Origin of the sequence: Kitasatospora sp. NPDC051164, from assembly GCF_044455625.1 — a bacterium.
Taxonomy (GTDB): Bacteria; Actinomycetota; Actinomycetes; order Streptomycetales; family Streptomycetaceae; genus Kitasatospora.
Map to the genome: position 1 here is coordinate 49,344 of NZ_JBITFB010000005.1, position 21,848 is coordinate 71,191.

Genomic DNA, 21,848 nt, shown 5'->3' on the forward strand with positions numbered 1-21,848 from the left:
ACGACGCGGCACTCGCGAGAGTGAGCGCCGACGATTCGCGAGAGTGAGCGGCGAAGACTCGTGAGGATGAGCGGCCCGTGGCTGCCCGCGATCATCCCTTCAGGTGAGTGCGGACAACCGGGCGACGATCTCCGGGTCGCGTCCGCTTCCGGCGTGGAACTCCTCGCCGTCCGACGTCACCCGCCGGATGACGTAGTGGTGCGGCGCCATCGCGGTGTCGCGGCCGGGCAGGGCGGCGACGACGGCCCGGTGGGCGGCGGCGGGGTCGAGCGCGGGGTCGTCGGTGACGATCTCGGCCACCTACCACGTCGACCGGGCCGTCGACTCCGTCGAACTCGGTGACGGCAGAAGGCTGTTCACCGCGATGTCGGAGGAGCGGGTGCTGGCCGCCTGCCCGGACGTGCTGGACTGCACGGTGGTGACGGTCCGGGACGGCGATCGCGTGGTCACCGACGTCCTGCTGCTCCTCACCGAGGACGCCGACCAGGCCGTGAACCGATCGGCCGACCTGGCCGTAGAACAGGCCGTAGACCACGCCGCCGAGCAGGCCGTAGACCACGCCGCCGACCGGGCCGCCGACCGCACCAAGGCCGTCGTCGCCGCGTTGGACGAGGCCGCCGCCGCGACCGTCCGCCGGGTGCTGGTGGTCTCCCCGGAGGACCTCCCGCTCGGCCCGACCGGCAAGGTCCGCAAGGTCCTGCTGCGGCAGCGCCACCTCGCGGCGGTGCAGGCATGAGCGAGCGCCGCAGCGGTGCAGGCACGACCCCGCGCCGCGGCGCCGTCGTCACCGGCATCGGCCTGGTCTCCCCGCTCGGCCGCAAGCCCGCCGAGGTGTTCGAGGCGCTGGCCGCCGGCCGCTCCGGCGTCCGCGCCGTGCCCGAGGGCCACGCCGCGCACGGCTGGCTGCCCGCCGCCGGGATCGCCCCCGCCGTGGACGGCCGGGAGGTGCTGGCGCCCACCGAGACCCGCTGCGTGGACCGCTTCGTGCTGCTCGGCCTGGCCGCCGCCGACGACGCGCTGGCCGACGCCGGCCTGGTGGTCGGCCGGGACGCCGACCCGCACCGCACCGCCGTGGTGCTGGCGACGGGCGGCGGCGGGCTGGAGACCTTCGAGCGGCAGTCGCACCGCCGGCTGGAGCGCGGCCGCCCGGGTGTCAGCCCGTACCTGCTGCCGGGCATGCTCTCCAACATGGCCGCCGCCCGGGTCGCCATCAAGCACGGCGTCCGCGGCTACAGCTCCGCCGTGGTGACGGCCTGCGCGGCCGGTGCCCAGGCGATCGCCGAGGGGCTGCGGCTGATCCGGGCCGGCGACGCGGAGGTCGTGGTGTGCGGCGGCACCGAGTCCTCGCTGCACCCGACGATCGCCGCCGCCTTCACCAACGCCCGCGCCCTGGCGCACGGTTGGGACGATCCCGAGCAGGCCGGTCGGCCCTTCGACGCCCGGCGCAACGGCTTCGTGCTGGGCGAGGGCAGCGCCGTCCTCGTCCTGGAGAGCGCCGAGCACGCCGAGGCACGCGGCGCAGCCGGCTACGCGGAGGTCCTCGGCTGGGGCGCCTCCACCGACGCCCACCACCCGACCATGCCCCGGCCCGACGGCACCGGCGCCGCCGACGCGATGCGCGCCGCGCTCGCCAACGCGGGCCTGGCCCCGGGCGACATCGACTACGTGAACGCCCACGGCACCGGCACCAAACTCGGTGACGTGGCCGAGACCGCGGCCCTGCGCGCCGTCTTCGGCGCGCACCCGCCCGCGGTCAGCTCCACCAAGGGCGCCACCGGCCACCTCCTCGGCGCCGCGGGCGCGTTGGAGGCGGCGGTGACCGCCCTGGCGGTGGCGAGGGGGACGCTGCCGCCCACGCTCAACCTGACCGACCCCGACCCGGCCTGCGACCTGGACCACGTCCGGGGCGCCGCCCGGCCCGCCCGGGTGCGCGCCGCGCTGAGCAACGCCTTCGCCTTCGGCGGCCACAACCTCAGCCTCATCCTCGGCCCGGCCGCCACCCGGGCCGCCCGGTAACCGCCGCCCGGCCCGACCTGCCACCCATCCCTCCGGGGGGAGATCCCGTTGTCCGTCCAGACCATCACCCACGCCGAGTTCCACTGCGCCGACGCCGACAAGACCGCGGCCGGACTCTGCGCCGACTACGGCTTCGCCACCGACGCCCCGGCGACCGCACCGGACGGCACCCGCACCGTCGAGCTGCGCCAGGGCACCATCCGTCTGCACCTGGCCTCCGCCGCCGACCCCGAGCACCCGGTGGCCGACTTCGTCGCCCGGCACGGGGACGGCGTCGCCGTCCTCGCCCTCGGCTGCACCGACCCGCGCGCCGCGCTGGAGCGTGCCGAGCGGCACGGCGCCCGGGTGCTGGACCGCGCCGGCGCACTGATCGCCGGCTTCGGCGACACCGCGCTGCGCTTCGTCCCGCTGCCGACCGCCGAGCCCACCCCGGAGCCCCGCCTGCTGGACGAGCTCGACCACGTCGCGATCTGCCTCCCGGCCGGCCGACTCGCCGAATCCGTACGGTTCTGCGAGGCCGCGCTGGGCTTCCACACGATCTTCGAGGAGTACATCGAGGTCGGCAAGCAGGCCATGGACTCCAAGGTGGTGCAGAGCCCCTCCGGCGCGGTCACCTTCACCCTGATCGAGCCCGACACCAGCCGCCGCCCCGGCCAGATCGACGACTTCCTCGCCGCCCACGGCGGCGCCGGCGTGCAGCACCTCGCCTTCAGCACCCGCGACATCACCACCGCCGTCCGGACCATCCGCTCGCGCGGCGTGGAGTTCCTGACCACGCCGGGCGCCTACTTCGACGTCCTGGCCGAGCGCTTCGGCGAGACGGTCATCCCGGTGAAGACCCTGCGTGACCTGCACGTCCTGGTCGACCAGGATCACGGCGGCCAGCTGTTCCAGATCTTCGCCCGCTCGACGCACCCCGCTGGCAGGAGCTGCCCTCCGGCGAGGACTCCACCCGGCACTTCGCCGACCGCGACCGCTCCGAGCTGGACGGCATCCTGGCCGCCAACGCCGCCCACAACGGGCAGCAGGTGACCAAGGTCCCGATGCTGATCCCGCGCGGCCACCTGTCCTTCCACCACTGCCGCACCTACCACGGCAGCGGCCCCAACCTGTCCGCCCACCCGCGCCGCGCCGTCTCGCTGCACCTGCAGGACGGCGCCAACGAGTACCGGCGGCACGACCGGGCGGACGTCGGCCCGGTGGTGTACAACCACGACGTGCTGGTGCGCCGCACCGCCGACGACCGGCCGGACTACGCCGACCCGCGGTTCTGCCCGGCGATCTGGCGGGGACGGCCGTGACGGCTCCCCCGAAGGCCGCAGCCAGGCCGGACACGCCCGCCCCGCTCGGCACGCCCACCCCGCTCGACACACCCGCCGAGCGCTACCGGATGCTGCGGCTGATCCGCGGCTTCGAGGAGCTGGCGCTCGGCCTGGTGAAGTCCGGTGCGATCCCCGGCGGCATCCACCCTTACATCGGGCAGGAGGCCGTCGCGGTCGGCGTCTGCTCGGCGCTGCGCCCGGCCGATCGGCTCACCAGCACCCACCGCGGCCACGGCCACGTGCTCGCCCGGGGCGCCGCGCCGCACCGGCTGCTCGCCGAACTCCTCGGCCGGGTCGGCGGGTTGAACGGCGGCCGGGGTGGCTCCATGCACGCCGCCGACCTCTCGCTGGGCATCCTCGGCGCCAACGGCATCGTCGGCGCCGGCGCCCCGATCGCGGTCGGCGCCGCCTGGGCGGCCCGGCGGGCCCGGGCCGCCCAGGAGCCGTCCAGCGACGGCGTCCCGGTGGCGGTGGCCTTCTTCGGCGACGGCGCGCTCAACCAGGGTGTCCTGCTGGAGTCGCTCAACCTCGCCGCGATGTGGCGCCTGCCGGTGCTGTTCGTCTGCGAGAACAACGGCTACGCCACCACCCTGCCCGCCGCCACCGCCGTCGCGGGCAGCGCCACCGGCCGGGCGGCCGCCTTCGGCATCCCCGCCGAGGAGGTGGACGGCATGGAGACCGAGGCGGTCCGCGCCGCCGCCCTGGGCGCCGTCGACCGGGCCCGCAGCGGCGGCGGCCCGGGCTTCCTGGAGTGCCGCACCTACCGCTACGAGGGCCACCACACCATGGAACGCCGGATGAAGCTGCGCTACCGCACCCCCGAGGAGGTCCAGGCCTGGCGCGAGCGCGACCCGCTCCCCCGGGCCGCCGCCCTCCTCGACCCCGCGGCGGTCGCCGAGCTGGACCGGTCGGTGGCCGAACAGCTCGCCGCCGCCGAGGAGTTCGCGCTCGCCTCCGAACACCCGGACCCGGCGGGCGCCTTGGACCACCTGTACGCCGACGGGCTGCGGCCCCGGGCGGGAGTGACACCGTGACCAGGCTCTCGTACACCAAGGCGCTCAACCGGGCGCTGGCCGACGAGCTCGCCACCGACCCCGAGGTCTGCGTCTTCGGCGAGGACATCGGCGCCGGCCTGGCCGGGCCCACGCTCGGCCTGCTGGACCGCTTCGGGTCCGGGCGGATCGTCGACACCCCGCTGTCCGAGCAGGCCTTCACCGCGATGGCGGTCGGCGCCGCGCTGGCCGGCCTACGCCCGGTGCTGGAGTTCCAGATCCCCTCGCTGCTGTTCCTGGTCTTCGAGCGAGCTCGGCGAGGGCTACACCAGCCACTTCGAGCTGTACCTGGAGGGCATGCGCCAGGCCGGCGCCGACGTCCGCCCGGTGCAGGAGTTCCTGGGCCTGCTGGGCACCGGCACCGCCGTGCCGGAGGCGCTGAAGGCGGCCGAGGCCCCGCAGGCCGCCGCCGACTTCACCGGCACCACCTGGTCGATCATCGAGAACGCCCCGGTGCACTGCCGGGCCGCCGCCTTCGCCTTCGGCCGCGAGGACCTGATCCCGGACATGTTCACCCGGGTGATCGCGATCGACGACCCGGACGGCGTGCTCACCGCCTTCAAGGACTACCTGGCCCGGCACATCGAGGTCGACGGCGAGCAGCACACCCCGATGGCGATGCAGATGCTGATCGACCTGTGCGGCGACGACCAGGCCAAGTGGGACTCCTGCGCCGAGACCGTCCGCACCGCCCTGCAGGCCCGTTCCAGGTTGTGGACGACGATCGAGGAGTCGTTCCGGTAGGACGCCGCGGGCGCTCCGGCGGGACGCCGCGGTCGCTCGGACCGGAGCCGCGGTCGCTCCGGCAGCGGTCAGACGACCTTCGCCGGCACGGCCGCCGACGCGGGCGGCTCGTCGGCCGCCGTCCGGTACCGGTGCAGCGCCGCCCGGCCCGCCGCCCCGCGGACCCGGGCGGCGAGCCTGGCCGGCAGCACCACCGTGCTCAGGTACCCCTCGCCGCGGAACCCCTCGACCGTCCAGCACACCCACGGCAGCGGATAGTTGGCGGCCGGGCTGAAGAACACCGGGCGGCGCCCCTGGAAGCTCACCCGGTAGGCGCCGAAGCGGCTCCAGTTGGAGAAGCTGAACCGGCGCGCCCGCGGATCGAAGCCCAGCGGTACGCACTCGCGCAGCCGCGAACGGCCGAGCGCGGCCAGGAAGCCCAGGTTGGACCGGAGGTTGAGGTGCGCGGTCGGGAACTCCTCTACCGCCGTCCGCAGCGCGCCCGCGAGCGCCGCCGGGCCGTCCTCGGGCCGGTGCGGTACGTGGACCTCGCTCAGCAGGTTGCCGACCAGGGCGGGTGAGAGGCCGAGCGGGCGGCGCACGTTGACCGGGACGGTCAGCATCCGCTCGGCGTCGTCGCCGTCCAACTCCCGCAGGGCGCCGAGGAGATGGGCGCAGAGCACATCGCCACAGGAGAGCCGGCGCCCGGTCGTCGCGCCGAACTCCTCGCACATCCGCGCCACTTCGGCATCGGTGAAGGCGATCTGGACCGTCCGGTTGGCGCGCGGCCCGGCCGCCACCTCGCGGGCCAGCAGCTCCGTCTCCTCCGCCGAGGGCACCCGGAAGCCGGGGCGCCCGCAGTCCTCGGCGGGGAGCGTCTCGTCCAGCAACGCGTCCTGGTCGCCGACGAGTTCGGCCTCCGGGAGCGGCTCTCCCTCGACCGCCGCCGACCAGATCCGCAGCAGCAGCATGAAGCTGTGCAGGTCGCCGATCGCGTGGTGCCAGGAGCAGCCGAGCACCGTCCCGCCGTCGGCGGTGCGGGTGATCCGGACGGTGAGCAGCGGGTCGCCGCCGGCGCGTGCGGCCGGGGCGTCCACCCGGTCGACCAGTTCGGAGCCGGCCGCCGTCACCCGGCCCATCGCCTCGGTGAGCGTGCCGTCCACGGTGTAGACGTCGAGCGGTACGCCGGAATCGTCGCAGACCGCCTCCAGGACGCCGTCGACGGTGCGCAGCCGTCCGGCGAAGACCGGCACCCGTTCCAGGGCGCGGGCCGGCCCGGCGGCGAGCCGGTCGTCGTCCAGCGGCCGCTCGAAGCAGAGCACGAGCGAGACGGCGAGGTCGGCGAGCATGGTGTCCATCAGGCCGCAGCGCAGCACCCGCCCGGTGGCGGTCCCGGCTCGGACGGTCCGGGACCGGCGCAACTGGGGCCAGAGGCTCATGGGTTCCGTTCCGAAGCACTCGATGACGCTCGGCGACGCCCGACGCTCGGCGACGCCCGACGCTCGGCGACGCCCGACGCTCGGCGGCGCGCGCGGGCACGCCGAACGATAGTGCCGCCCCGACACAGTGGTCCAGTCCAATCCCGCAATCCGGAAAGGCCCTTCGCGGCCTCCGGCGATAGAATTCGCAGCATGGGAGAGCGCCCCGGCGCAACCATCGCGCCACCCCTCGTCCTGGTCACCGACACCGACTCCCAGCTGATCGACCCGGCCCGGGCCTACCACGTCGGCCGCGACCCGACCAGCGAGATCGTGCTGGACGACCCCCGGGTCTCCTGGCACCACGCGATCCTGCGCGCCACCGACGGCCACTGGCTGCTGGAGGACGTCGGCAGCACCAACGGCACCTACGACCAGGGCCACCGGGTCAGCCGCGAGGACGTCGGCCCGGGCACCCGGCTGCGCTTCGGCGATCCGGCCGACGGCCCCTCCGCGACCTTCGCCGGCGTGCCCGCCCCCGGGCCGCACGAGCGCCCGTCCCTGGTCGCCCCGCAGAGCTCCGGCACCTTCCGCAGTCCGAGCGCCGTCCTCCAGCTGCCCGGGCACACGGTGCGAATCGGCCGCTCGGACGACAACGACCTGGTACTGGACGACCTGGTGGTCTCCCGTCACCACGCCGAGCTGCGCGAACTGCCCGACGGCGGCCACGAGATCGTCGACCTGGGCAGCCACAACGGCACCTACCTCAACGGCCGCCCGGTCCAGCGGGCCCCGGTCGGCCCGGCCGACATCGTCGGCATCGGTCACTCCGCGCTCTGCCTCTCCGACGGCCACCTGGTCGAGTACACCGACACCGGCGAGATCTCCCTGGACGTCCAGCAACTGGTGGTCCGGGTCGGCCGCGACCGGCGGGTGCTGCTGGACGGCGTCGGCTTCCCGCTCGCCCAGAAGGCCCTGCTCGCGGTGGCCGGCCCGAGCGGCGCGGGCAAGTCCACCCTGCTCAACGCGCTCACCGGGCTGCGCCCCGCCGACGAGGGCACGGTGCTGTACGACGGACGCGACCTGTACCGCGACTACGCCGAGCTGCGCAGCCGGATCGGCCTGGTGCCGCAGGACGACATCCTGCACACCCAGCTCACCGTCCGCCGCGCGCTGTCCTACGCGGCCGAGCTGCGCTTCCCCGGTGACACGGCCCCGCACGAGCGGGAGGCCCGGGTCCTGGAGGTGATCCACGAACTGGGCCTGGACAACCGGGCCGACCAGGTGATCGCCAGCCTCTCCGGCGGCCAGCGCAAGCGGGTCAGCGTCGCCCTGGAGCTGCTCACCAAGCCGTCCCTGCTCTTCCTCGACGAGCCGACGTCCGGTCTGGACCCGGGCATGGAGCGCTCGGTGATGCACATGCTGCGCGGGCTGGCCGACGACGGCCGCACGGTGGTCGTGGTGACGCACAGTGTGCTCAGCCTGAACGTCTGCGACCGTCTGCTGGTGCTGGCCCCGGGCGGTCGGACGGCGTACTACGGGCCGCCCGGCGAGGCGCTCGGCTACTTCGGCTACGAGGAGTGGCCGGAGGCCTTCGAGGCCTTCGAGAACGAGGACCACGCCGCTTGGCAGACCCGCTTCCGCGCCTCCCCGCAGTACCGGCGGTACGTGGCGGCCGAGGCCGTCCCGTCGGTGCCCCTGCCCGCTCTGACACCCGCACCGGAGCGGGCACCGGCGATCGGCCGGGAGAAGCCACAGGGCTGGTTCTCCCAGCTGGGCACCCTGGTGCGCCGGTACGCCGCCGTGCTGGCCGCCGACCGACTGTTCCTCACCATCATGGTGGTGCTGCCGTTCGTCATCGGTCTGATGTGCCGGGCGATGGCCGGCTCCCGCCTCACCCCCGTCAACGCCGTCAACTGCCTGCTCACCCTCTGCATCGGCGGCCTGCTGACCGGCTCCGCCAACTCGGTGCGCGAACTGGTCAAGGAACGCGCGATCTACCAGCGGGAACGGGTGGTCGGGCTGTCCAGATCGGCCTACCTGGTCTCCAAGGTGGTGATCCTCGGTATCGTCACGGTCGGTCAGGCCGCGGTGCTCACCGTGGTCGGCCTGGCCGGAGTGGACCTCTCCTCGGCGGTGCCGACCGGCATCGTGATGCCCCAGCTCCCCGAACTGATCATCGCCGTCGCGCTGCTCGCGTTCTCCGCGATGATGCTCGGCCTGGTGGTCTCCGCGCTCGTGGACAAGGAGGAGGCCACCATGCCGCTGCTGGTGCTCCTCTCCGTCGTCCAGATCGTCTTCAGCGGCCTGATGCTCAAGCTCTACGGCGTCCCCGGGCTGCAGCAGTTCGCCTGGCTGATCCCGTCCCGCTGGGGCATGTCCGCGATGGCCCGCACGGTGGAACTGCACACGCTCTTCCCGAACGAGATCACCGAGGACCCGATGTTCCGCCACGAACGGTCCGGATGGGAGCTGAGCATGATCATGCTGCCGCTGCTCTCGGCCGCGTACGGGCTGGTGGTGCTGGGCCTGCTGCGGCGCCACGAGCCCGCGATCATGCGCAAGTAGTACCCGGATCGCGCACGCCGCACGGCGATCGCCTACGTAGCATCCGATCGCACACGCAGCACCCCGAGCCCGCACGTCGCACACCCCGCTCAGGCGGGGAGCACCGTGGTCGCGCGAGGGTCCCGGTGATCATGCCTCGGTCGCGACGCCGGGTCGGTCCGGGCCGTCGCCGGTAGAGTGGGAACAGCCCTGTGGTGCGAGTCGTGCCGCGCGCGGCGGGGGTCGCGCGGCGGAGGAAATGTAGCCGCCCATGGACGAGTTCACGTTCCACCCCACCCACGTCGCCCCGCCGGGCGGGATGGCCTCCTGGACGGCCCCGGACCCGGCACGGCCCACCGCCCGGCTCGACCCGCTGCTCCCCGTGCACCTGCTCGGCCACCAGGGCGACTGGGCCCAGGTCCTCTGCTCCAACGGCTGGACCACCTGGGTCGACGGCCGTCTGCTGGTCGCCCTCCCACAGCCGCCGCCCGCCGCCGGGGGCCCGCCCGCCCGGACCGCCGACCCGCGCCCGGCGCTCGCCGAGGCCGAGAGCGCGCTGGCCCGCTACCGCGCCCTGCTGGAGGACCTCGCGGCGGGCACCCTCGACCTGGAGGCCTTCCGGGAGCACACGCGCGGCCTGCGGGTGGGTCTGGTGGTGGACGGCGAGGCGCTCTGGGTGTTCGATCCGGTGCACGACCGCTGGTGCTACTGCGACGGGCTGCAGCTCCAGACGTACGCGGCCGCCGACCGGCCCCCGCCGCGCTCGGCGCCGAAGCCCGCCTCGACACCGACGCCGACGCCGACGCCCACTCCCGGGGCCTCGCCGTCGCCCGCGCACAACCCGTACGCCCCGACCCAGGCCGGCGAGCCGTGACCTCGGCCGGACAGCCGTCCGCCCCCAGCCTGCCCGCCGGCCTGGTCGGGCGGAAGGTCGCGGGCTACCGGCTGGAGAGCGAGATCGGGCGCGGCGGCATGGCCGTGGTCTACCGGGCCAAGGACCTGCGGCTCGGCCGGACCGTCGCGGTCAAGCTGCTGGCCCCCGAACTGGCCCGCAACGAGGTGTTCCGGCAGCGCTTCATGCACGAGTCCGAGGCCGCCGCCGCGATCGACCACCCGCACATCATCCCGGTGTTCGAGGCGGGTGAGCAGGACGGCATCCTGTTCATCGCGATGCGCTACGTCGAGGGCGGCGACCTGCGGGCCCTGCTCAACCGCAGCGGCCCCTTCCCGGTCGAGCGGACCACCCGGCTGGCCCTGCAGATCGCCTCCGCGCTGGACGCCGCGCACGACCACGACCTGGTGCACCGGGACGTCAAGCCGGGCAACGTGCTGGTCGCCGCCGGAACGGACAGCGAGCACCCCGAGCACCTGTACCTGGCGGACTTCGGGCTCACCAAGAAGTCCCTCTCGCTCAGCGGGCTGACCAGCGTCGGCCAGATCGTCGGCACGCTCGACTACGCGGCGCCCGAACAGATCTCCGGACGGCCGCTGGACGGGCGCTGCGACCAGTACAGCCTCGGCTGCGTGATCTTCGAGATGCTCACGGGCGCCCCGCCGTTCCGCCGGGAGAGCGACCTCGCGCTGCTCTGGGCCCACCTCAACGACCCGCCGCCCGCGCTGGACGAGCACCGGCCCGACCTGCCCGCCGCCCTGGCGGCGGTGGTCGCCCGGTCGCTCGCCAAGACGCCCGAGGAGCGGTACGCGAGCTGCCTGCAGTTCGTCGCCGAGCTGCGCGCGGCGACCACCGCCGCCGGCGCTCCCGCCCCGGGCCGGTGGGGCGGGGCGGGGCCGCCCACCCAGGTCGTCCCGGCGGTCTCCGCGGGCGGGCCCCACGCGGTACCGGAGCCGCCCGTCTGGGCCGCGCCGGTCGTCCACCCGCCGTCCGCACCCCTGTCACCGTCCGCACCCCTGTCACCGTTCGCGCCAGGAGGGAGCCGCCCGCCATGAACGCCGTGAGCCAGGTCTTCGCCATGATCGCCGCCGCGATCCACCTCGTCGTGTGGCCACTGGAAAGCTTCCTGTACGGACACCCCCGGGTGCGCTACCTGCTCACCGGCAACACGGCGGACGCCCCGGAGGTCCGGCTCTGGCGCTTCAACGTGGGCTTCTACAACCTGTTCCTGGCACTCGGCCTGGTCACGGGCCTGGTCCTGCTGCACACCGGGCACAGCAGCTCGGGCCGGCCGGTGATCCTCTACATCGCCGCGTTCATGGTCGCGGGCGGCATCACCCTCGCCGTCTCGGAGCCCAGGCTGTGGCGCGGCGCGCTCGGCCAGGCGGTCCCGGCGGCGGTGATTCTTCTCGCCGAGGCCTTTTGACCGACAGTCATCTGTTCGACTGCCCCCGACGGGAATACAATCCGCCTACCCCGCGACGGTCGCGGCGGCGTCAAGGGGGTGGCAGGGTGGCGCGGTCCTCGATCGGTGACCGGTACGTCGTGAGCATCGGCTGCAGAGCGGGCGTGGAACACGGGCTCACCACGACGACGGTCAAGTGGAGCATCTCCCACCTGCCGCCCGGCGGCTCACCCCGGCCGGCGAGCGGCGACCAGGAGATCGCCCTCATCTGCCCGCGCTGCACCCTGGCGTTCGCGGTCCGGGTGGAGAGCGCCACCCGGGCGCGGGCCAAGCAGCTGCTGCACCGGAGCCTGGGCTGGCTGCTGCTGCTCTCGCTCCTGGTCACCGTCCCGATGCTGATCCACCTGGGCGGCCAGACCGTCGAGGAGGGCGACCAGCAAAGCACCGACAACATCGGCATGCTCGTCGCCCTGGCCGCCGTGGGCGTGATCGTCGGCCCGTCGCTGCTGGTCAGCGCGAAGATGCACAGCGGCGTCAAGAAGCTCCGGCTCGTCCGGGACGACGGCACCAAGACCGCCCTGGTCCAGGGCCACCGGCTGTTCTGAGCTTCCGAGCCCCCCCGGCCGCGCCGCCCGTCACCCCTCTTCGCCCGCGTCTGCCGACACCTCGCCCCGGTGCCGCACCCGGGTGGCGAGCAGTGCGCCGAGCGTGCCGGTGAGCAGGCCCCAGCCCGCCGCGAGCGGAACGGCCATCCAGAGCACCGGACGCAGCGTGAGGCTGCCCCCGGCGAGGCCGGCCAACGGGTTCGAGCCGCCGAGGACGGAGCCGAGCAGGTCACCGAGGCCGCCCTGACCGAGACCGACACCGAGGACGGACAGCCCGTAGGCGGCGTCCATCCGGGTCCACAGGCCCACCAGCAGCACGGTGACGGCGGTGGCCAGCGCGAACCGTACGGCGTGCTGCCAGAGCCGGACGGTACGGGGCGAGCGGCGGGCCGCCAGGAAGGCGGCCGCGAGCAGCAGGACGGCGGCCAGCGGCATCAGCAGCCAGGCGCGCGCGTCCTGGTCGGCCAGGGTGCCGAGGTCGACCGTCGCCGACTGCCCGTGCGGCGCGCGCAGCACGTCGGCGAGCGGCTTGGGCACGGGCAGGCCCAGCGCGCCGACCAACCGGCCCTGCCACTCGGCGCCGAGCCCGACACCGAAGGCCAGCCAGACCAGGTCGGGCAGCGCGAGCAGCACCACGGCCAGGGTCTGCCGGGCGTTGCCGTGCACGATCGCGGTCAACACCCCGGCCACCGCGCCGAGCGCCAGGTACGCCAGCAGCACCAGCCAGAGCGCGAACGCGGCTGGTCGGACCGCGAGTTGGTAGCGCACCAGGGCGGGCGGCAGCGGCGCCCGCCGGGACACCGCGAAGGTCGCCGCGAGCACCAGCAGCAGCCAGGCCAGGCCGATGCCGACGGTGCTCGGGCCGTCCGCGTGGAAGCCCACCTCCGGGGTCAGCCCGAGTGCGCCACCGATCGACTGCACGAGGTCGCCGCCGAGCGGGACGACGAAGCTGTGCCGGGCGCCGAGGGTCAGCAGGACGAGCGCGAGCACCCAGACCACGACCGTCCGGGCGATCCGGCCGAGCAGTTCGCCCCCGCCGGCCACCGCGCGGAAGCGCAGCTGACGCAGGAACACCTCGGCCATCGCGACCGCGCCGACCAGCGAGACGGTCAGCGGCATCGCGCTGATCCCGGCGTCCAGGGCGGCGAAGTTGCCCGCACCGCCGTCGAGTTGGACGGATCCGCCGACGGCGAGCGCCAGCGTCGCGGCGAGCACCGAGGGGAAGCCGCCGTCCGGGAGGTCGTCGGCACCGGCCAGCCAGAGGCCCAACGCGGCCACCGCCGCCATCGCGGCCACCCCGGCCAGCACGACGGCGAGCGCGTCCAGCCAGCCGCGGACGGCGCCGGGCGGGCCCACGGCCCGGGTCGTGGGCTGCTGCATGCCGCCTCCTGGTCGCTCGATGGGGCCCGCCCGCTCTCCGGGCCCGGCCGGTTTCCAGGGTGGCCGACGGGCGCTGCGCACGCTCGGCGACGGCCGGGGCACCTGCTGTTGCGGCGGACGGGGCACCGGGGGAGAAAGGAACCAATGGCAGGAGCTTCCTGTGCCGGCCGTGATCGCCGGCCGCCTGCGAAACGGAGCCTCGATGACCCCCCAACCGCCTCCGTCCGGCCCGCCGAGCGAGCCGCCGTACGGCCCTCCCTCCGGTCCCCCGTCCGGCCCGTTGGCCGGTCGGCCGTCCGGTGGGGGAACGGCCGGACCGCCGTCCGTCCCCCCGCCGCCCTCGGGCCCGCCCGGGGCCTCCGGGCCGCCCTCCGACGGTCGCGGCGGATCCAGTGGATCCGGCGGCAGGCCGCGCACGCCGTGGTGGCGCTCCGGCAAGGGGCTGGCCCTGGCGGCGGGCACCCTGGTGGTGGCCGTCGTGGCCACCGTGCTGATCGTCAACAACCAGGGCAGTCACACCGAGGCCGTCCCGGCCGCGAACGAGGTCGCGCTGCAGGCGCCGGCCGACCCCGGGCCGGACCCGTTCACCCCATCGGTGGAAACCCAGGGCATGACCGCCTCCGCTCCCGCCACCTCGGCGGCGGCGCAGCAGCCGGGCGGCGCGACCTCCCACCCGGGCGGCGCGACCTCCCACCCGGGCGGCGCAACGTCCAAGAGCAGCTCACCGGCCGCCCTCCACAGCATCGAAGGCAGCTCCGCCGGGCTGTACGCCGGGACGATGGGCAAGTCCAGCTGCGACACCGAGCGCCTGATCGGCATGGTGTCGGCCGGGGACACCGGCCGCGCCTGGGCCTCCGCCGTGGGCATCGCGCAGGCCGACATCCCCGGCTACCTGCGCTCGCTGACCCCGACGTACCTGCGGGTGGACGCCCGGGTGACCAACCACAACTACAAGAGCGGCGCCGTGGTCGAGTACCAGTCCGCGCTGCAGGCGGGCACCGCCGTCCTGGTGGACTCCCAGGGCGTGCCCCGGGTGCGCTGCGCCTGCGGCAACCCGCTGAAGCCGCCGAAACTGGTGAGCAACGCCAAGTACACCGGGAAGGCCTGGGCCGGCTTCCAGCCGACCACGCTGATCGTGGTGGTGCCGGCGCCGCAGCCGGTGACCGAGATCATCCTGGTGAACGTCGAGACCGGCGGCTGGTTCTCCCGGCTGACCGGGCGGATCGAGATCGTGGACAAGCCCGTCGAGCCGCCGAAGGGCCCGCTGGTGCCGGGCGTCCCGCCGCCGGGGCCGTGGACGCCGTCCACGCCGTCGGGCACGGCGACCACGTCGACCAACGGGGCCACGACGTCCGGTCCGACGACCTCGGGCTCGACCACCTCCGGTTCGACGACGTCAGGCTCCACGACGTCCGGTTCGACCACCTCCGGTTCCACCACGTCGGGTTCCACGACCTCGGGCTCGACCACTTCGTCGGGCGGGCCGTCGTCCTCCTCGGCGACCTCCTCCACCTCCTCCGGTACTCCGTCCGAGACGAAGGCGACGTCGAGCACCTCGTCCTCGACCACCACCGGCACGACGACGAGCGCCGGCAGCACCACGAGCACCAGTAAGCCGACCGTCACCAGCACCTCGGCCGCGAGCACCACCACCGTCCCGAAGACGCCGGCCGCGACCTGCGCGACCACGCCGTCGTCGACCCTGCCACCCTGCCCGAGCACGCTGACCGCCACGCCGAGCTGACCCGGCGTCCGACCTCGTCCCGCTGCCACCGCCCGCACCCCCGGCCGGTGGCAGCGGCACGCCCCAGGGGCGCAGCACCGTCGGCGCTCTGGCCGATGCCTTACGTACCCATGCCGATCCCCTTGTGTTCCCCGACGCCTTCGTGTTCGTGTGCGACGGATACTTGCACACGCCACTGACAGTCACGCCACCGGCAGTCCACCGAGCGGACGGATATTCGCTGGTCAGCGGGGGTACCGGTGGGGCAGAGTGCCCCCATGACCACCACTCAGGGACTGGACGCCGACGGGTTCATCGCACGGGAGGGCTCACTCACCCGTGTGCCGGCGGAGTTCACGCCGGTAGTGGACGCCGCCCGTGAGCGGATCGCCGGTGCCTTCGGCCCCGCCCGGCTGCACAGTGCCTACCTCTACGGCAGCATCCCGCACGGCACCGCGGTCCCCGGGGTCTCCGACCTGGACCTGCTCGTGGCCCTGCGCCACGAGCCCACGGCGGCGGACCGGGCGGAAGCGGACGCCCTCGAGGCCGCGCTCGACGCCGAGTTCGCGCAGGTCGACGGGGTCGGTGTGCTGCTCTTCAGCATCGGCACGCTGCTCAGCGAGCTCGAACTCCACGACCTGGGCTGGTTCGTGGCCTGCCTCTGCACCCCGCTGCTCGGCGAGGACCTCGCCGCCCGGCTCCCCCGCTACCGCCCCACCTCCCTGCTCGCCCGGGAGACCAACGGCGACCTGGCCCTGGCCCTCCCGGGCTGGCGCGCACGCGCGGCCGCCGCCACCAGTGACGCCGACCTGCGCGCCCTCAGCCGCGCGGTCACCCGCCGCATCGTCCGCACCGGCTTCACCCTGGTCATGCCCCGCTGGGGCGGCTGGACCAGCGACCTCATCGCCTCCGCCAAGGCCTTCGCCGACCACTACCCCGAGCGTGCCGCCCAGATGCACCTGGCCGCCGCCACCGCCCGCACGCCCGCCACGGATCGGACCGTCCTCGCCCTGCTCATCGACGACCTGGGCCCGTGGCTCGCCGCGGAGTACGCCGCCGTCCACGGCGAGAAGGCCCCGCGCCCCTGAGCAGCCGAGGTCCTCGACCGGCGTCCCTTCGGGACGCGCGCCTCAGTCCACGCAGGGGATCCCGCCCGCCTTCACCGCGGGTCCCTGCATGGGCAGGCCCGCCGCCGGGTCGGCGGACGGGTCCCCCGATGCGGCGGTGCCGGAGGGCGCGGCGGTGGGGGTCGGGGTGCGGGTGGCGGCGAGGGTGAGCAGGACGTGGCCCGGTGGAACGGCGCCGGAGGGCGCGGCGGTGACGCCGTAGCGGCCGGCGAGCTGCTGGGCGTCGGCCTTGGCTCCGGTGCCGTAGGCCACGGTGGTCATCCGGGTCCTGGCGGGGGCGTCGCCGATCTTCCCCGTCTGGTAACCGAGTTCGGCCAGCGCCTTGGACTCGGTGGAGGCCGCGCCGGCGCCGGCCGCCGCGTTGATGTCGACCACCGCCTTGGCCGGCCCGCTCGGGGAGGCCGGGGCGGAGCCGGCGGAGGCCAGGGGTGAAGCGGCCGTATCGCCCGCCGTGTCGCCGGGGGCCGGGGCCGGAGCGGCCGGCGCCGTCTCGTGGCTGAACAGCTGTCGGACGATCTTCTTGATCAGGTCCGGGTTGACGGTGTTGACCTCCTGTCCGCCGACCGTCTTGAACCCCGAGATCGGCAGGGTGTTGAACTCGACGTTGCCGCCCGTCAGGTTGGGCGCCTGCTGGGCGAAGTCGAGGATGTTCCACTCGTTGTCGATGACGACGTCCTTCTTCACCACCCCGAACAGCTTCTGCATCTGCCCGAAGTCGTTCAGGATCCCCTGCTGTTTGAGCTTGTACTCGACGGAGGAGATGAACGCCTGCTGCCGGTGGGTGCGGTCGAGGTCGCCGTTGGTCAGGTGATGGCGCTGGCGGACGAAGGAGAGCGCCTGGGCGGCGTCGAGGGAGCTGATCCCGGCCGGGAGCTTGAGGCCGGTGCCGCCGCCCTCGTGGGTGGCGGTCCGGGCGGTGATCGGATCGTCCACGGGGTGGTTGAGGCAGACCTGGATCGGCTCGACCGCCTTGGCGATGTCGTAGAAACCGATCAGGTTCACCTCCGCGAAGTGGTCGATCGGAACGTCCAGGAAGCTCTGCACGGTCTGGATGGTGGCCGAGCGGCCGGCCTCCCGGCTCTGCCGCTCCAGCTCCGCCTTGGAGAGCCCCTTGCCGCCCAGCTTCAGCTCGGCGGCGTCCTTGGCGATGCCGTACGCCTCCTTGATCTTGTGCATCTTGCCGTCGGCGCCGACGGTCTGCACGTAGTCGTCGCGCGGGACGGACAGCGCGGTGACCTTGCCGCCGTTGGCCGGGATGTGCAGCACGATCAGCGCGTTGGTGTTGTAGCCGCCGATCTCGCTGGATCCGGCGTGCAGTTCGTCCTCGACGAACTGCTTGGGCAGGTCGTTGCCGTCCATGTCCTTGCGGCTGTCCAGGCCGATCAGCAGCAGGTTGACGGACTTGTCGAGGTGCGGCGGGGCGTTCTTCTTGGCCTCGCTCAGCGCGGTGGACTTGATCATGCCGTCGTCCAGGCTTCGGTACTCGTACCAGGTGAAGCCGCTGGCCCCGAGCACGGCGACGGAGACGGTGCAGGCCAGCGTGCGCCCGGCGACGGTCAGCGGGGCGGCGCCGCGCCGCGGGGCGCGGCCGCGCGGACTGCCGGTACCGCCGGTACGACCGGCGGTGCCGCTGCCGCTGCCGTCGGTACGGCTCCGGCTCCGGCTCCGGCTCCGGTTGCGCTCAGCCACGGCGGCTCCCTCCGGTCGGGACGCCCGAACTGTCGGGTCGTCGGCGGTCGGCCACCGCCCGGCGGCGGTCGGCAACGGCCCGGCCGACGACCACCGCCAGCGCCACGCCCACCGCAGCGGCCATCACCGGGAACGCCCCGACCACCCAGCGCAGCGCGCCGGTGCCGAGGTTCTTGCCCTGGTACCTGGCGGGATGCGCCACGTACTCCACGCCCGACGCGGCGAGCAGCACCACGATCGGAGCCGCCGTCACCACCCACCACCGGCCCGGCCGGCTGCACAGCGCCGCCGCGATGCCCGGTCCGAGCACCGAGCCCACCGCGAACAGGAGTCCGACGCCGGGCCCGCCCAACTCGTCCGCCACACCGCCCAGCACGGGCAGTCCGACCGCCGAGAGCGCGGCCACCAGCCCGCCGCGCCACCGCGCCTGCTGCCGACGGCGCGCCACTCCCGCCCGTTGCGCCCGCGCCGACCGCTCCGCGCCGGCGCCCCCGGCGTCCGCCGCGCCCCCCTCCCCGACCGCGCCCCCGGCCGGGTGGGAGCGCTGGGCGGGGAAAGCACGGTCCTCGGTGCGCGGTCCCGCGTCCTGGTACGGCGTTCTCGCCCGCTGGCCGGCCATGCGCACTTCCCTCGATCGTTGCGGCTGCGGCGGCGCGGTCGCACCGGCGCGGATGCCGGGACGCCTTCGGTCCTGGCGGCGGCCCCGCCCTCTACATCTCTGTAGAAGTCGGGCTGGAGCATACAAACCCGTGTCACCGAAAGTCACCCGCTGCCGACCGACAGCAGGCGAACCGTTCGGTGGGCCGTCGTTAGGATGGCCATGATCCCCGCCACGTCGGCACATCATCAGGAACGCATCGGAGGAGCAGAGCGTCACCATGTTTGAGAGTCTGAAGGACCTCGCGGACAAGGCCACCGACCTCGCCCGCGAGCACGGCGACGTGATCGGACAGGGCCTGGACAAGGTCGGCGACGCGATCGACGATCGCACGGACGGCAAGTACAGCGGGCAGATCGACACCGGCGTCGAGAAGGCGAAGGACCTCCTCCGCAACCTCGACGGCGACCGGAAGCCCGCCGAGTAACCTGCCGCCGGACACGATCGACCGTACGGCGGTCGAACGAGCGCACGGACGAACGGGGAGGGCCGGCAGCGGTGAGCGAGGAACAGAAGGGGCCGGGCTGGGGACGCCGGCTGGTGATCGGCGTCGTGGTCGTGGCCGTACTGGGCCTCATCCGCGGCAACGGCCACGACGGCGCGACCTCCGCCGACCCCGCCCCGTCCGCCACCGCGTCGGCCCACTCGTCCGGGGCCCCGTCGTCCGGCGCCACACCGTCGGCCGGCCCCTCGGCCACGCCGTCGAAGCCCTCCGCCGGGTACGACCCCGCCGACTACGCGGCGCCGGTCCGCCAGTACGCCGCCGAGGCCGGGGTCAACCCGCAGCTGCTGATGGCGATCCTCTACAACGAGTCGTACAAGCCGCACGACCCCGAGCTGGAACGGGCCTGGCAGCGCAGCAAACCGGACGCCTCCTTCGGCATCGCCAACATGCACCGCGCCGCGTTCGACGACACCAAGCCGGGCCGCCCGTTCGCCTCCCGCCAGTGGGAGGAGCTCCCGGACGACCGCAACCTCGCCGTCCAGGCGGCCGCGTGGCACCTGCACGACCTCGCCGCGCAGCTCCCGGCCCACCCGAGCGTGTCGCTGAGCCGCGACGAACTCGTCGCCCTCGGCTACAACGCGGGCGCGGGCAACATGCTGGCCTTCGCCCGGGGCGTCAAGATCGGTTCCCAGGCGCAGTCCTACCTGGACCGGCTGCGCGACAACTGGACGAAGTCCGGCGAGGCCGTGAAGTGAGACCGTGACACGAGGCCGTGACGTGGCCGTGAGGAAGGCCTGCCCGCGAACCGCCGTCGCCGGGCGCCGGCCGGGCGGACTGACGGGCGGCCGGAGGGACTGACCAGCAGTCGGAGGCAGGCCCCGAACTCCCGACGGATCAGACGCCCAGGCGGGCAGCCCACTTGGCGCGCCAGGCGAGCGCGTCGGTGACCCCCTCCGCGATGCCGCGCCGGGGCTGCCAGTCCAGCAGCTCGCGGGCGGTGTCGACGGCGGCGTAGCAGCCGATCACGTCGCCGGGGCGCGGGTCCGCCTCCCGGACGTCGAGCCGGGCGCCGACGGCCTGTTCGAAGGCGGCGATCAACTCGCGGACGGTGGTGCCGTCGCCCGTCCCGACGTTGATCACGCGGTAGCGGTCCGCCGCGCCCGGGGCGATCACCTCGTCGAAGCGGAGCAGCGCCGCGACGTGTGCCTCGGCGAGGTCCTGGACGTGGACGTAGTCGCGGATGCCGGAGCCGTCGCGGGTCTCCCACTCGACGCCGGTCACGGTGAACGGCGCGCCGGTGGTGTGCGCCTCGATCAGCTTGCCGAGGGCGTGGGTCGGGTTGAGGTCCTGCAGTCCGGTGCGCAGCTGCGGGTCGGCGCCGATCGGGTTGAAGTAGCGCAGGGTGATGACGCGCTGCCGCTCGGCCCCCTCGCCCCGGGTCCAGTCCTGGAGCACCTGCTCCATCATCTGCTTGGTGCGCGCGTACGGGCTGTTGGCGTCGACCGGGCTGCTCTCGTCGACCCGGGCGTCGGGGGTGGACGCGTAGATGGAGGCGGAGCTGCTGAAGACGATGCGGGTGCAGCCGTGTCGCTGGAGGGAGTCCAGGAGTTCGACCGTCTTGGCGACGTTCTCCCGGTAGTAGTACAGCGGTTTGGCCACCGACTCCGGTACGACGATCTTCGCGGCGCAGTGCACGGTGGCGTCGATGTCAGGGTGCTCGGCGAAGATCCGGTCGAGCACGGCGGCGTCGGCGATGTCGCCCTGGTAGAAGATCCGGTCCTCGACGAACTCGGCCCGGCCCTTCGACAGGTCGTCCAGCACGACCGGGGTGATCCCCCGGTCGAGCAGGGCTGACGCCACCGTGCTGCCGATGAACCCCGCTCCGCCGGTGATCAGGACCTTCTTCATCCGCGAATGCTCCCTTGCGATCGGCCGGGCACCCGGCGGCACCCGATGATCGGAGAGGACGCCGGTTCGTGCCCTGCCGGTTCCCGAGTCGGCAGTACCGGCAGCTCAGGGGCGGTGAGGCGGGCTCGGCGGCTCGGGTACTGCGGCTCAGGGGGTGGTGGCCACCGGACCCGGCCGCTCAGGCCCGGCGACGACGGAGCCAGAGGCCGGCGACGGTCAGCAGGACGGCTGCGGCGGCGGTGCCGATGGCGGCCCAGGTGGTGCTGTCGGTGGTGGTCTCGTCGGCGGGTGCGGCGGTGGTCTCGCGGACGGGCCCGGCGGTGGCCGCCTGCGCGGGGGCGGGGGCGGGTGCGGACGCCGTCCCTGCGGTGGCCTCGGCCGACGGCGGTGAGGCCGCCGTGCCCGCGGGCACCGGGTCGTTGATGACGGCGGCCTCGACGTCGAGCTCGCGCTGGGCGTGGCCCAGCGAGGGGAAGGCGCAGTCGACGGTCACCTGCCAGTGCCCGGCGGGGAGGATCTCCCGGGTGGTGTACGTCCCCGGGTGGCCGGGGACGGTGATCAGGCGCCAGGGGCCGACCGCGCGGCCGTCCGCGGCGGTGGCGGAGAGCGTGCCGGCGAACTCCTCGGTGACCGGATCGTGGTCGTTCTCCCAGGTGGCGACGGTGCTGACGTGGCCGTTCTGCTGGCCGGTGACGTCGAGGTGGACGCTGTCGCCGTGGGCGGCCGCGGGCGCGGCAGCGGGCAGGACGGCCGCCGCGACGAGGGCGGCGGCGGCGAGGATCGGGCGGGCAGCGAGGCTCGGGCGGGTTCGCATGACGGGCATTCCTCGTGGCGGTGTGGGGGACGGGCGCGGGAAGCGGGTGCGCCGGGGGGGGGGGGGGGCCCGGGGGGGGGGCCCCCCCCCCCCCCGCGGCCCCCCCCCCCGGGGGCGGCGCCCC

Annotated in this window: 22 protein-coding genes and 1 pseudogene; 16 read left to right on the top strand and 7 right to left on the bottom strand. The window is 74.3% G+C overall.

The features are described from left to right. Window positions 1–99: 99 nt before the first annotated feature. Entirely contained in the window at window positions 100–300 is a 201-nt protein-coding gene (locus ACIBEC_RS09365; protein WP_360504555.1) for a hypothetical protein, read from the bottom strand. Between ACIBEC_RS09365 and ACIBEC_RS09370 the strand changes: the two genes are divergently transcribed. The 7 genes and pseudogenes from ACIBEC_RS09370 to ACIBEC_RS09400 all read left to right on the top strand — a co-directional run bounded on the left by ACIBEC_RS09370 (window position 284) and on the right by ACIBEC_RS09400 (window position 5,134). Further along, on the top strand, window positions 284–736 hold the full coding sequence (locus ACIBEC_RS09370; RefSeq protein ID WP_360504557.1) for a hypothetical protein: 453 nt from the start codon (window positions 284–286) through the stop codon (window positions 734–736). The two genes, ACIBEC_RS09365 and ACIBEC_RS09370, sit on opposite strands and share 17 nt — an antisense overlap. Next, window positions 733–2,016, top strand: a complete 1,284-nt coding sequence (locus ACIBEC_RS09375) for a beta-ketoacyl-[acyl-carrier-protein] synthase family protein (RefSeq protein WP_360504559.1) — start codon at window positions 733–735, stop codon at window positions 2,014–2,016. Before ACIBEC_RS09370 ends, ACIBEC_RS09375 begins: the two co-directional genes overlap by 4 nt. A 48-nt stretch (window positions 2,017–2,064) precedes the next feature. Further along, window positions 2,065–3,048 (top strand): VOC family protein, encoded by a 984-nt coding sequence (locus ACIBEC_RS09380; protein WP_360504561.1) that lies wholly within the window; start codon window positions 2,065–2,067, stop codon window positions 3,046–3,048. Continuing rightward, complete coding sequence (locus ACIBEC_RS09385) at window positions 3,045–3,317, top strand: phytanoyl-CoA dioxygenase family protein (protein ID WP_360504562.1); 273 nt, start codon at window positions 3,045–3,047, stop codon at window positions 3,315–3,317. The genes ACIBEC_RS09380 and ACIBEC_RS09385 overlap by 4 nt, the downstream gene beginning before the upstream one ends. Next, on the top strand, window positions 3,314–4,372 hold the full coding sequence (locus ACIBEC_RS09390; RefSeq protein WP_360504564.1) for a thiamine pyrophosphate-dependent dehydrogenase E1 component subunit alpha: 1,059 nt from the start codon (window positions 3,314–3,316) through the stop codon (window positions 4,370–4,372). Before ACIBEC_RS09385 ends, ACIBEC_RS09390 begins: the two co-directional genes overlap by 4 nt. After that, a pseudogene (locus ACIBEC_RS09395) lies at window positions 4,369–4,596 on the top strand (alpha-ketoacid dehydrogenase subunit beta); the annotation flags it as partial. The gene ACIBEC_RS09390 and the pseudogene ACIBEC_RS09395, both read left to right, overlap by 4 nt. A 91-nt stretch (window positions 4,597–4,687) precedes the next feature. Further along, window positions 4,688–5,134, top strand: a complete 447-nt coding sequence (locus ACIBEC_RS09400) for a DUF3050 domain-containing protein (RefSeq protein ID WP_396287827.1) — start codon at window positions 4,688–4,690, stop codon at window positions 5,132–5,134. A gap of 68 nt (window positions 5,135–5,202) precedes the next feature. Here the strand turns inward: ACIBEC_RS09400 and ACIBEC_RS09405 are convergent, their stop codons facing one another. Further along, window positions 5,203–6,552, bottom strand: a complete 1,350-nt coding sequence (locus ACIBEC_RS09405) for an acyltransferase (protein WP_360504566.1) — start codon at window positions 6,550–6,552, stop codon at window positions 5,203–5,205. A gap of 192 nt (window positions 6,553–6,744) precedes the next feature. Here ACIBEC_RS09405 and ACIBEC_RS09410 point away from each other — a divergent pair, with 192 nt between their 5' ends. From ACIBEC_RS09410 to ACIBEC_RS09430, 5 genes are all read left to right on the top strand, one after another. Further along, window positions 6,745–9,099, top strand: a complete 2,355-nt coding sequence (locus ACIBEC_RS09410; protein WP_360504568.1) for an FHA domain-containing protein — start codon at window positions 6,745–6,747, stop codon at window positions 9,097–9,099. A gap of 250 nt (window positions 9,100–9,349) precedes the next feature. Further along, window positions 9,350–9,952: a hypothetical protein gene (locus ACIBEC_RS09415; protein ID WP_360504570.1), complete on the top strand. Its 603-nt coding sequence runs from the start codon at window positions 9,350–9,352 to the stop codon at window positions 9,950–9,952. Further along, window positions 9,949–11,025, top strand: coding sequence for a protein kinase (locus ACIBEC_RS09420; RefSeq protein WP_360504572.1), 1,077 nt, complete (start codon window positions 9,949–9,951; stop codon window positions 11,023–11,025). Before ACIBEC_RS09415 ends, ACIBEC_RS09420 begins: the two co-directional genes overlap by 4 nt. Next, complete coding sequence (locus ACIBEC_RS09425) at window positions 11,022–11,396, top strand: DUF1304 domain-containing protein (RefSeq protein WP_360504574.1); 375 nt, start codon at window positions 11,022–11,024, stop codon at window positions 11,394–11,396. The genes ACIBEC_RS09420 and ACIBEC_RS09425 overlap by 4 nt, the downstream gene beginning before the upstream one ends. Window positions 11,397–11,482: 86 nt before the next feature. Further along, a complete protein-coding gene (locus tag ACIBEC_RS09430) occupies window positions 11,483–11,980 on the top strand; it encodes a hypothetical protein (protein WP_360504576.1) in 498 nt (165 codons plus the stop codon). Window positions 11,981–12,010: 30 nt separating this feature from the next. On the opposite strand, the gene ACIBEC_RS09435 is transcribed toward ACIBEC_RS09430, so the two are convergent. After that, window positions 12,011–13,360: a streptophobe family protein gene (locus ACIBEC_RS09435; protein ID WP_360504577.1), complete on the bottom strand. Its 1,350-nt coding sequence runs from the start codon at window positions 13,358–13,360 to the stop codon at window positions 12,011–12,013. Window positions 13,361–13,838: 478 nt separating this feature from the next. On the opposite strand from ACIBEC_RS09435, the gene ACIBEC_RS09440 reads away from it, so the two are divergent. Both ACIBEC_RS09440 and ACIBEC_RS09445 read left to right on the top strand, forming a co-directional pair. Then, the gene (locus tag ACIBEC_RS09440; protein WP_360504579.1) at window positions 13,839–15,104 is read left to right on the top strand and encodes a DUF6777 domain-containing protein; all 1,266 of its coding nucleotides are present in this window, start codon (window positions 13,839–13,841) and stop codon (window positions 15,102–15,104) included. A gap of 257 nt (window positions 15,105–15,361) precedes the next feature. Further along, on the top strand, window positions 15,362–16,171 hold the full coding sequence (locus ACIBEC_RS09445; RefSeq protein ID WP_360504581.1) for a nucleotidyltransferase: 810 nt from the start codon (window positions 15,362–15,364) through the stop codon (window positions 16,169–16,171). Window positions 16,172–16,213: 42 nt separating this feature from the next. On the opposite strand, the gene ACIBEC_RS09450 is transcribed toward ACIBEC_RS09445, so the two are convergent. Together ACIBEC_RS09450 and ACIBEC_RS09455 are read right to left on the bottom strand one after the other, a co-directional pair. Then, window positions 16,214–17,899, bottom strand: coding sequence for an LCP family protein (locus ACIBEC_RS09450; RefSeq protein ID WP_360504583.1), 1,686 nt, complete (start codon window positions 17,897–17,899; stop codon window positions 16,214–16,216). After that, window positions 17,892–18,518, bottom strand: coding sequence for a DUF6542 domain-containing protein (locus ACIBEC_RS09455; RefSeq protein ID WP_360504585.1), 627 nt, complete (start codon window positions 18,516–18,518; stop codon window positions 17,892–17,894). Before ACIBEC_RS09455 ends, ACIBEC_RS09450 begins: the two co-directional genes overlap by 8 nt. A gap of 259 nt (window positions 18,519–18,777) precedes the next feature. On the opposite strand from ACIBEC_RS09455, the gene ACIBEC_RS09460 reads away from it, so the two are divergent. Both ACIBEC_RS09460 and ACIBEC_RS09465 read left to right on the top strand, forming a co-directional pair. After that, complete coding sequence (locus tag ACIBEC_RS09460; RefSeq protein ID WP_360504587.1) at window positions 18,778–18,984, top strand: antitoxin; 207 nt, start codon at window positions 18,778–18,780, stop codon at window positions 18,982–18,984. Window positions 18,985–19,055: 71 nt separating this feature from the next. Then, the gene (locus ACIBEC_RS09465; RefSeq protein WP_360504589.1) at window positions 19,056–19,757 is read left to right on the top strand and encodes a transglycosylase SLT domain-containing protein; all 702 of its coding nucleotides are present in this window, start codon (window positions 19,056–19,058) and stop codon (window positions 19,755–19,757) included. A 139-nt stretch (window positions 19,758–19,896) separates the two neighbouring features. Here the strand turns inward: ACIBEC_RS09465 and galE are convergent, their stop codons facing one another. After that, the gene (gene galE, locus ACIBEC_RS09470; RefSeq protein ID WP_360504591.1) at window positions 19,897–20,910 is read right to left on the bottom strand and encodes a UDP-glucose 4-epimerase GalE; all 1,014 of its coding nucleotides are present in this window, start codon (window positions 20,908–20,910) and stop codon (window positions 19,897–19,899) included. Window positions 20,911–21,088: 178 nt separating this feature from the next. Next, the gene (locus tag ACIBEC_RS09475; protein ID WP_360504593.1) at window positions 21,089–21,724 is read right to left on the bottom strand and encodes a hypothetical protein; all 636 of its coding nucleotides are present in this window, start codon (window positions 21,722–21,724) and stop codon (window positions 21,089–21,091) included. Window positions 21,725–21,848 lie beyond the last annotated feature (124 nt).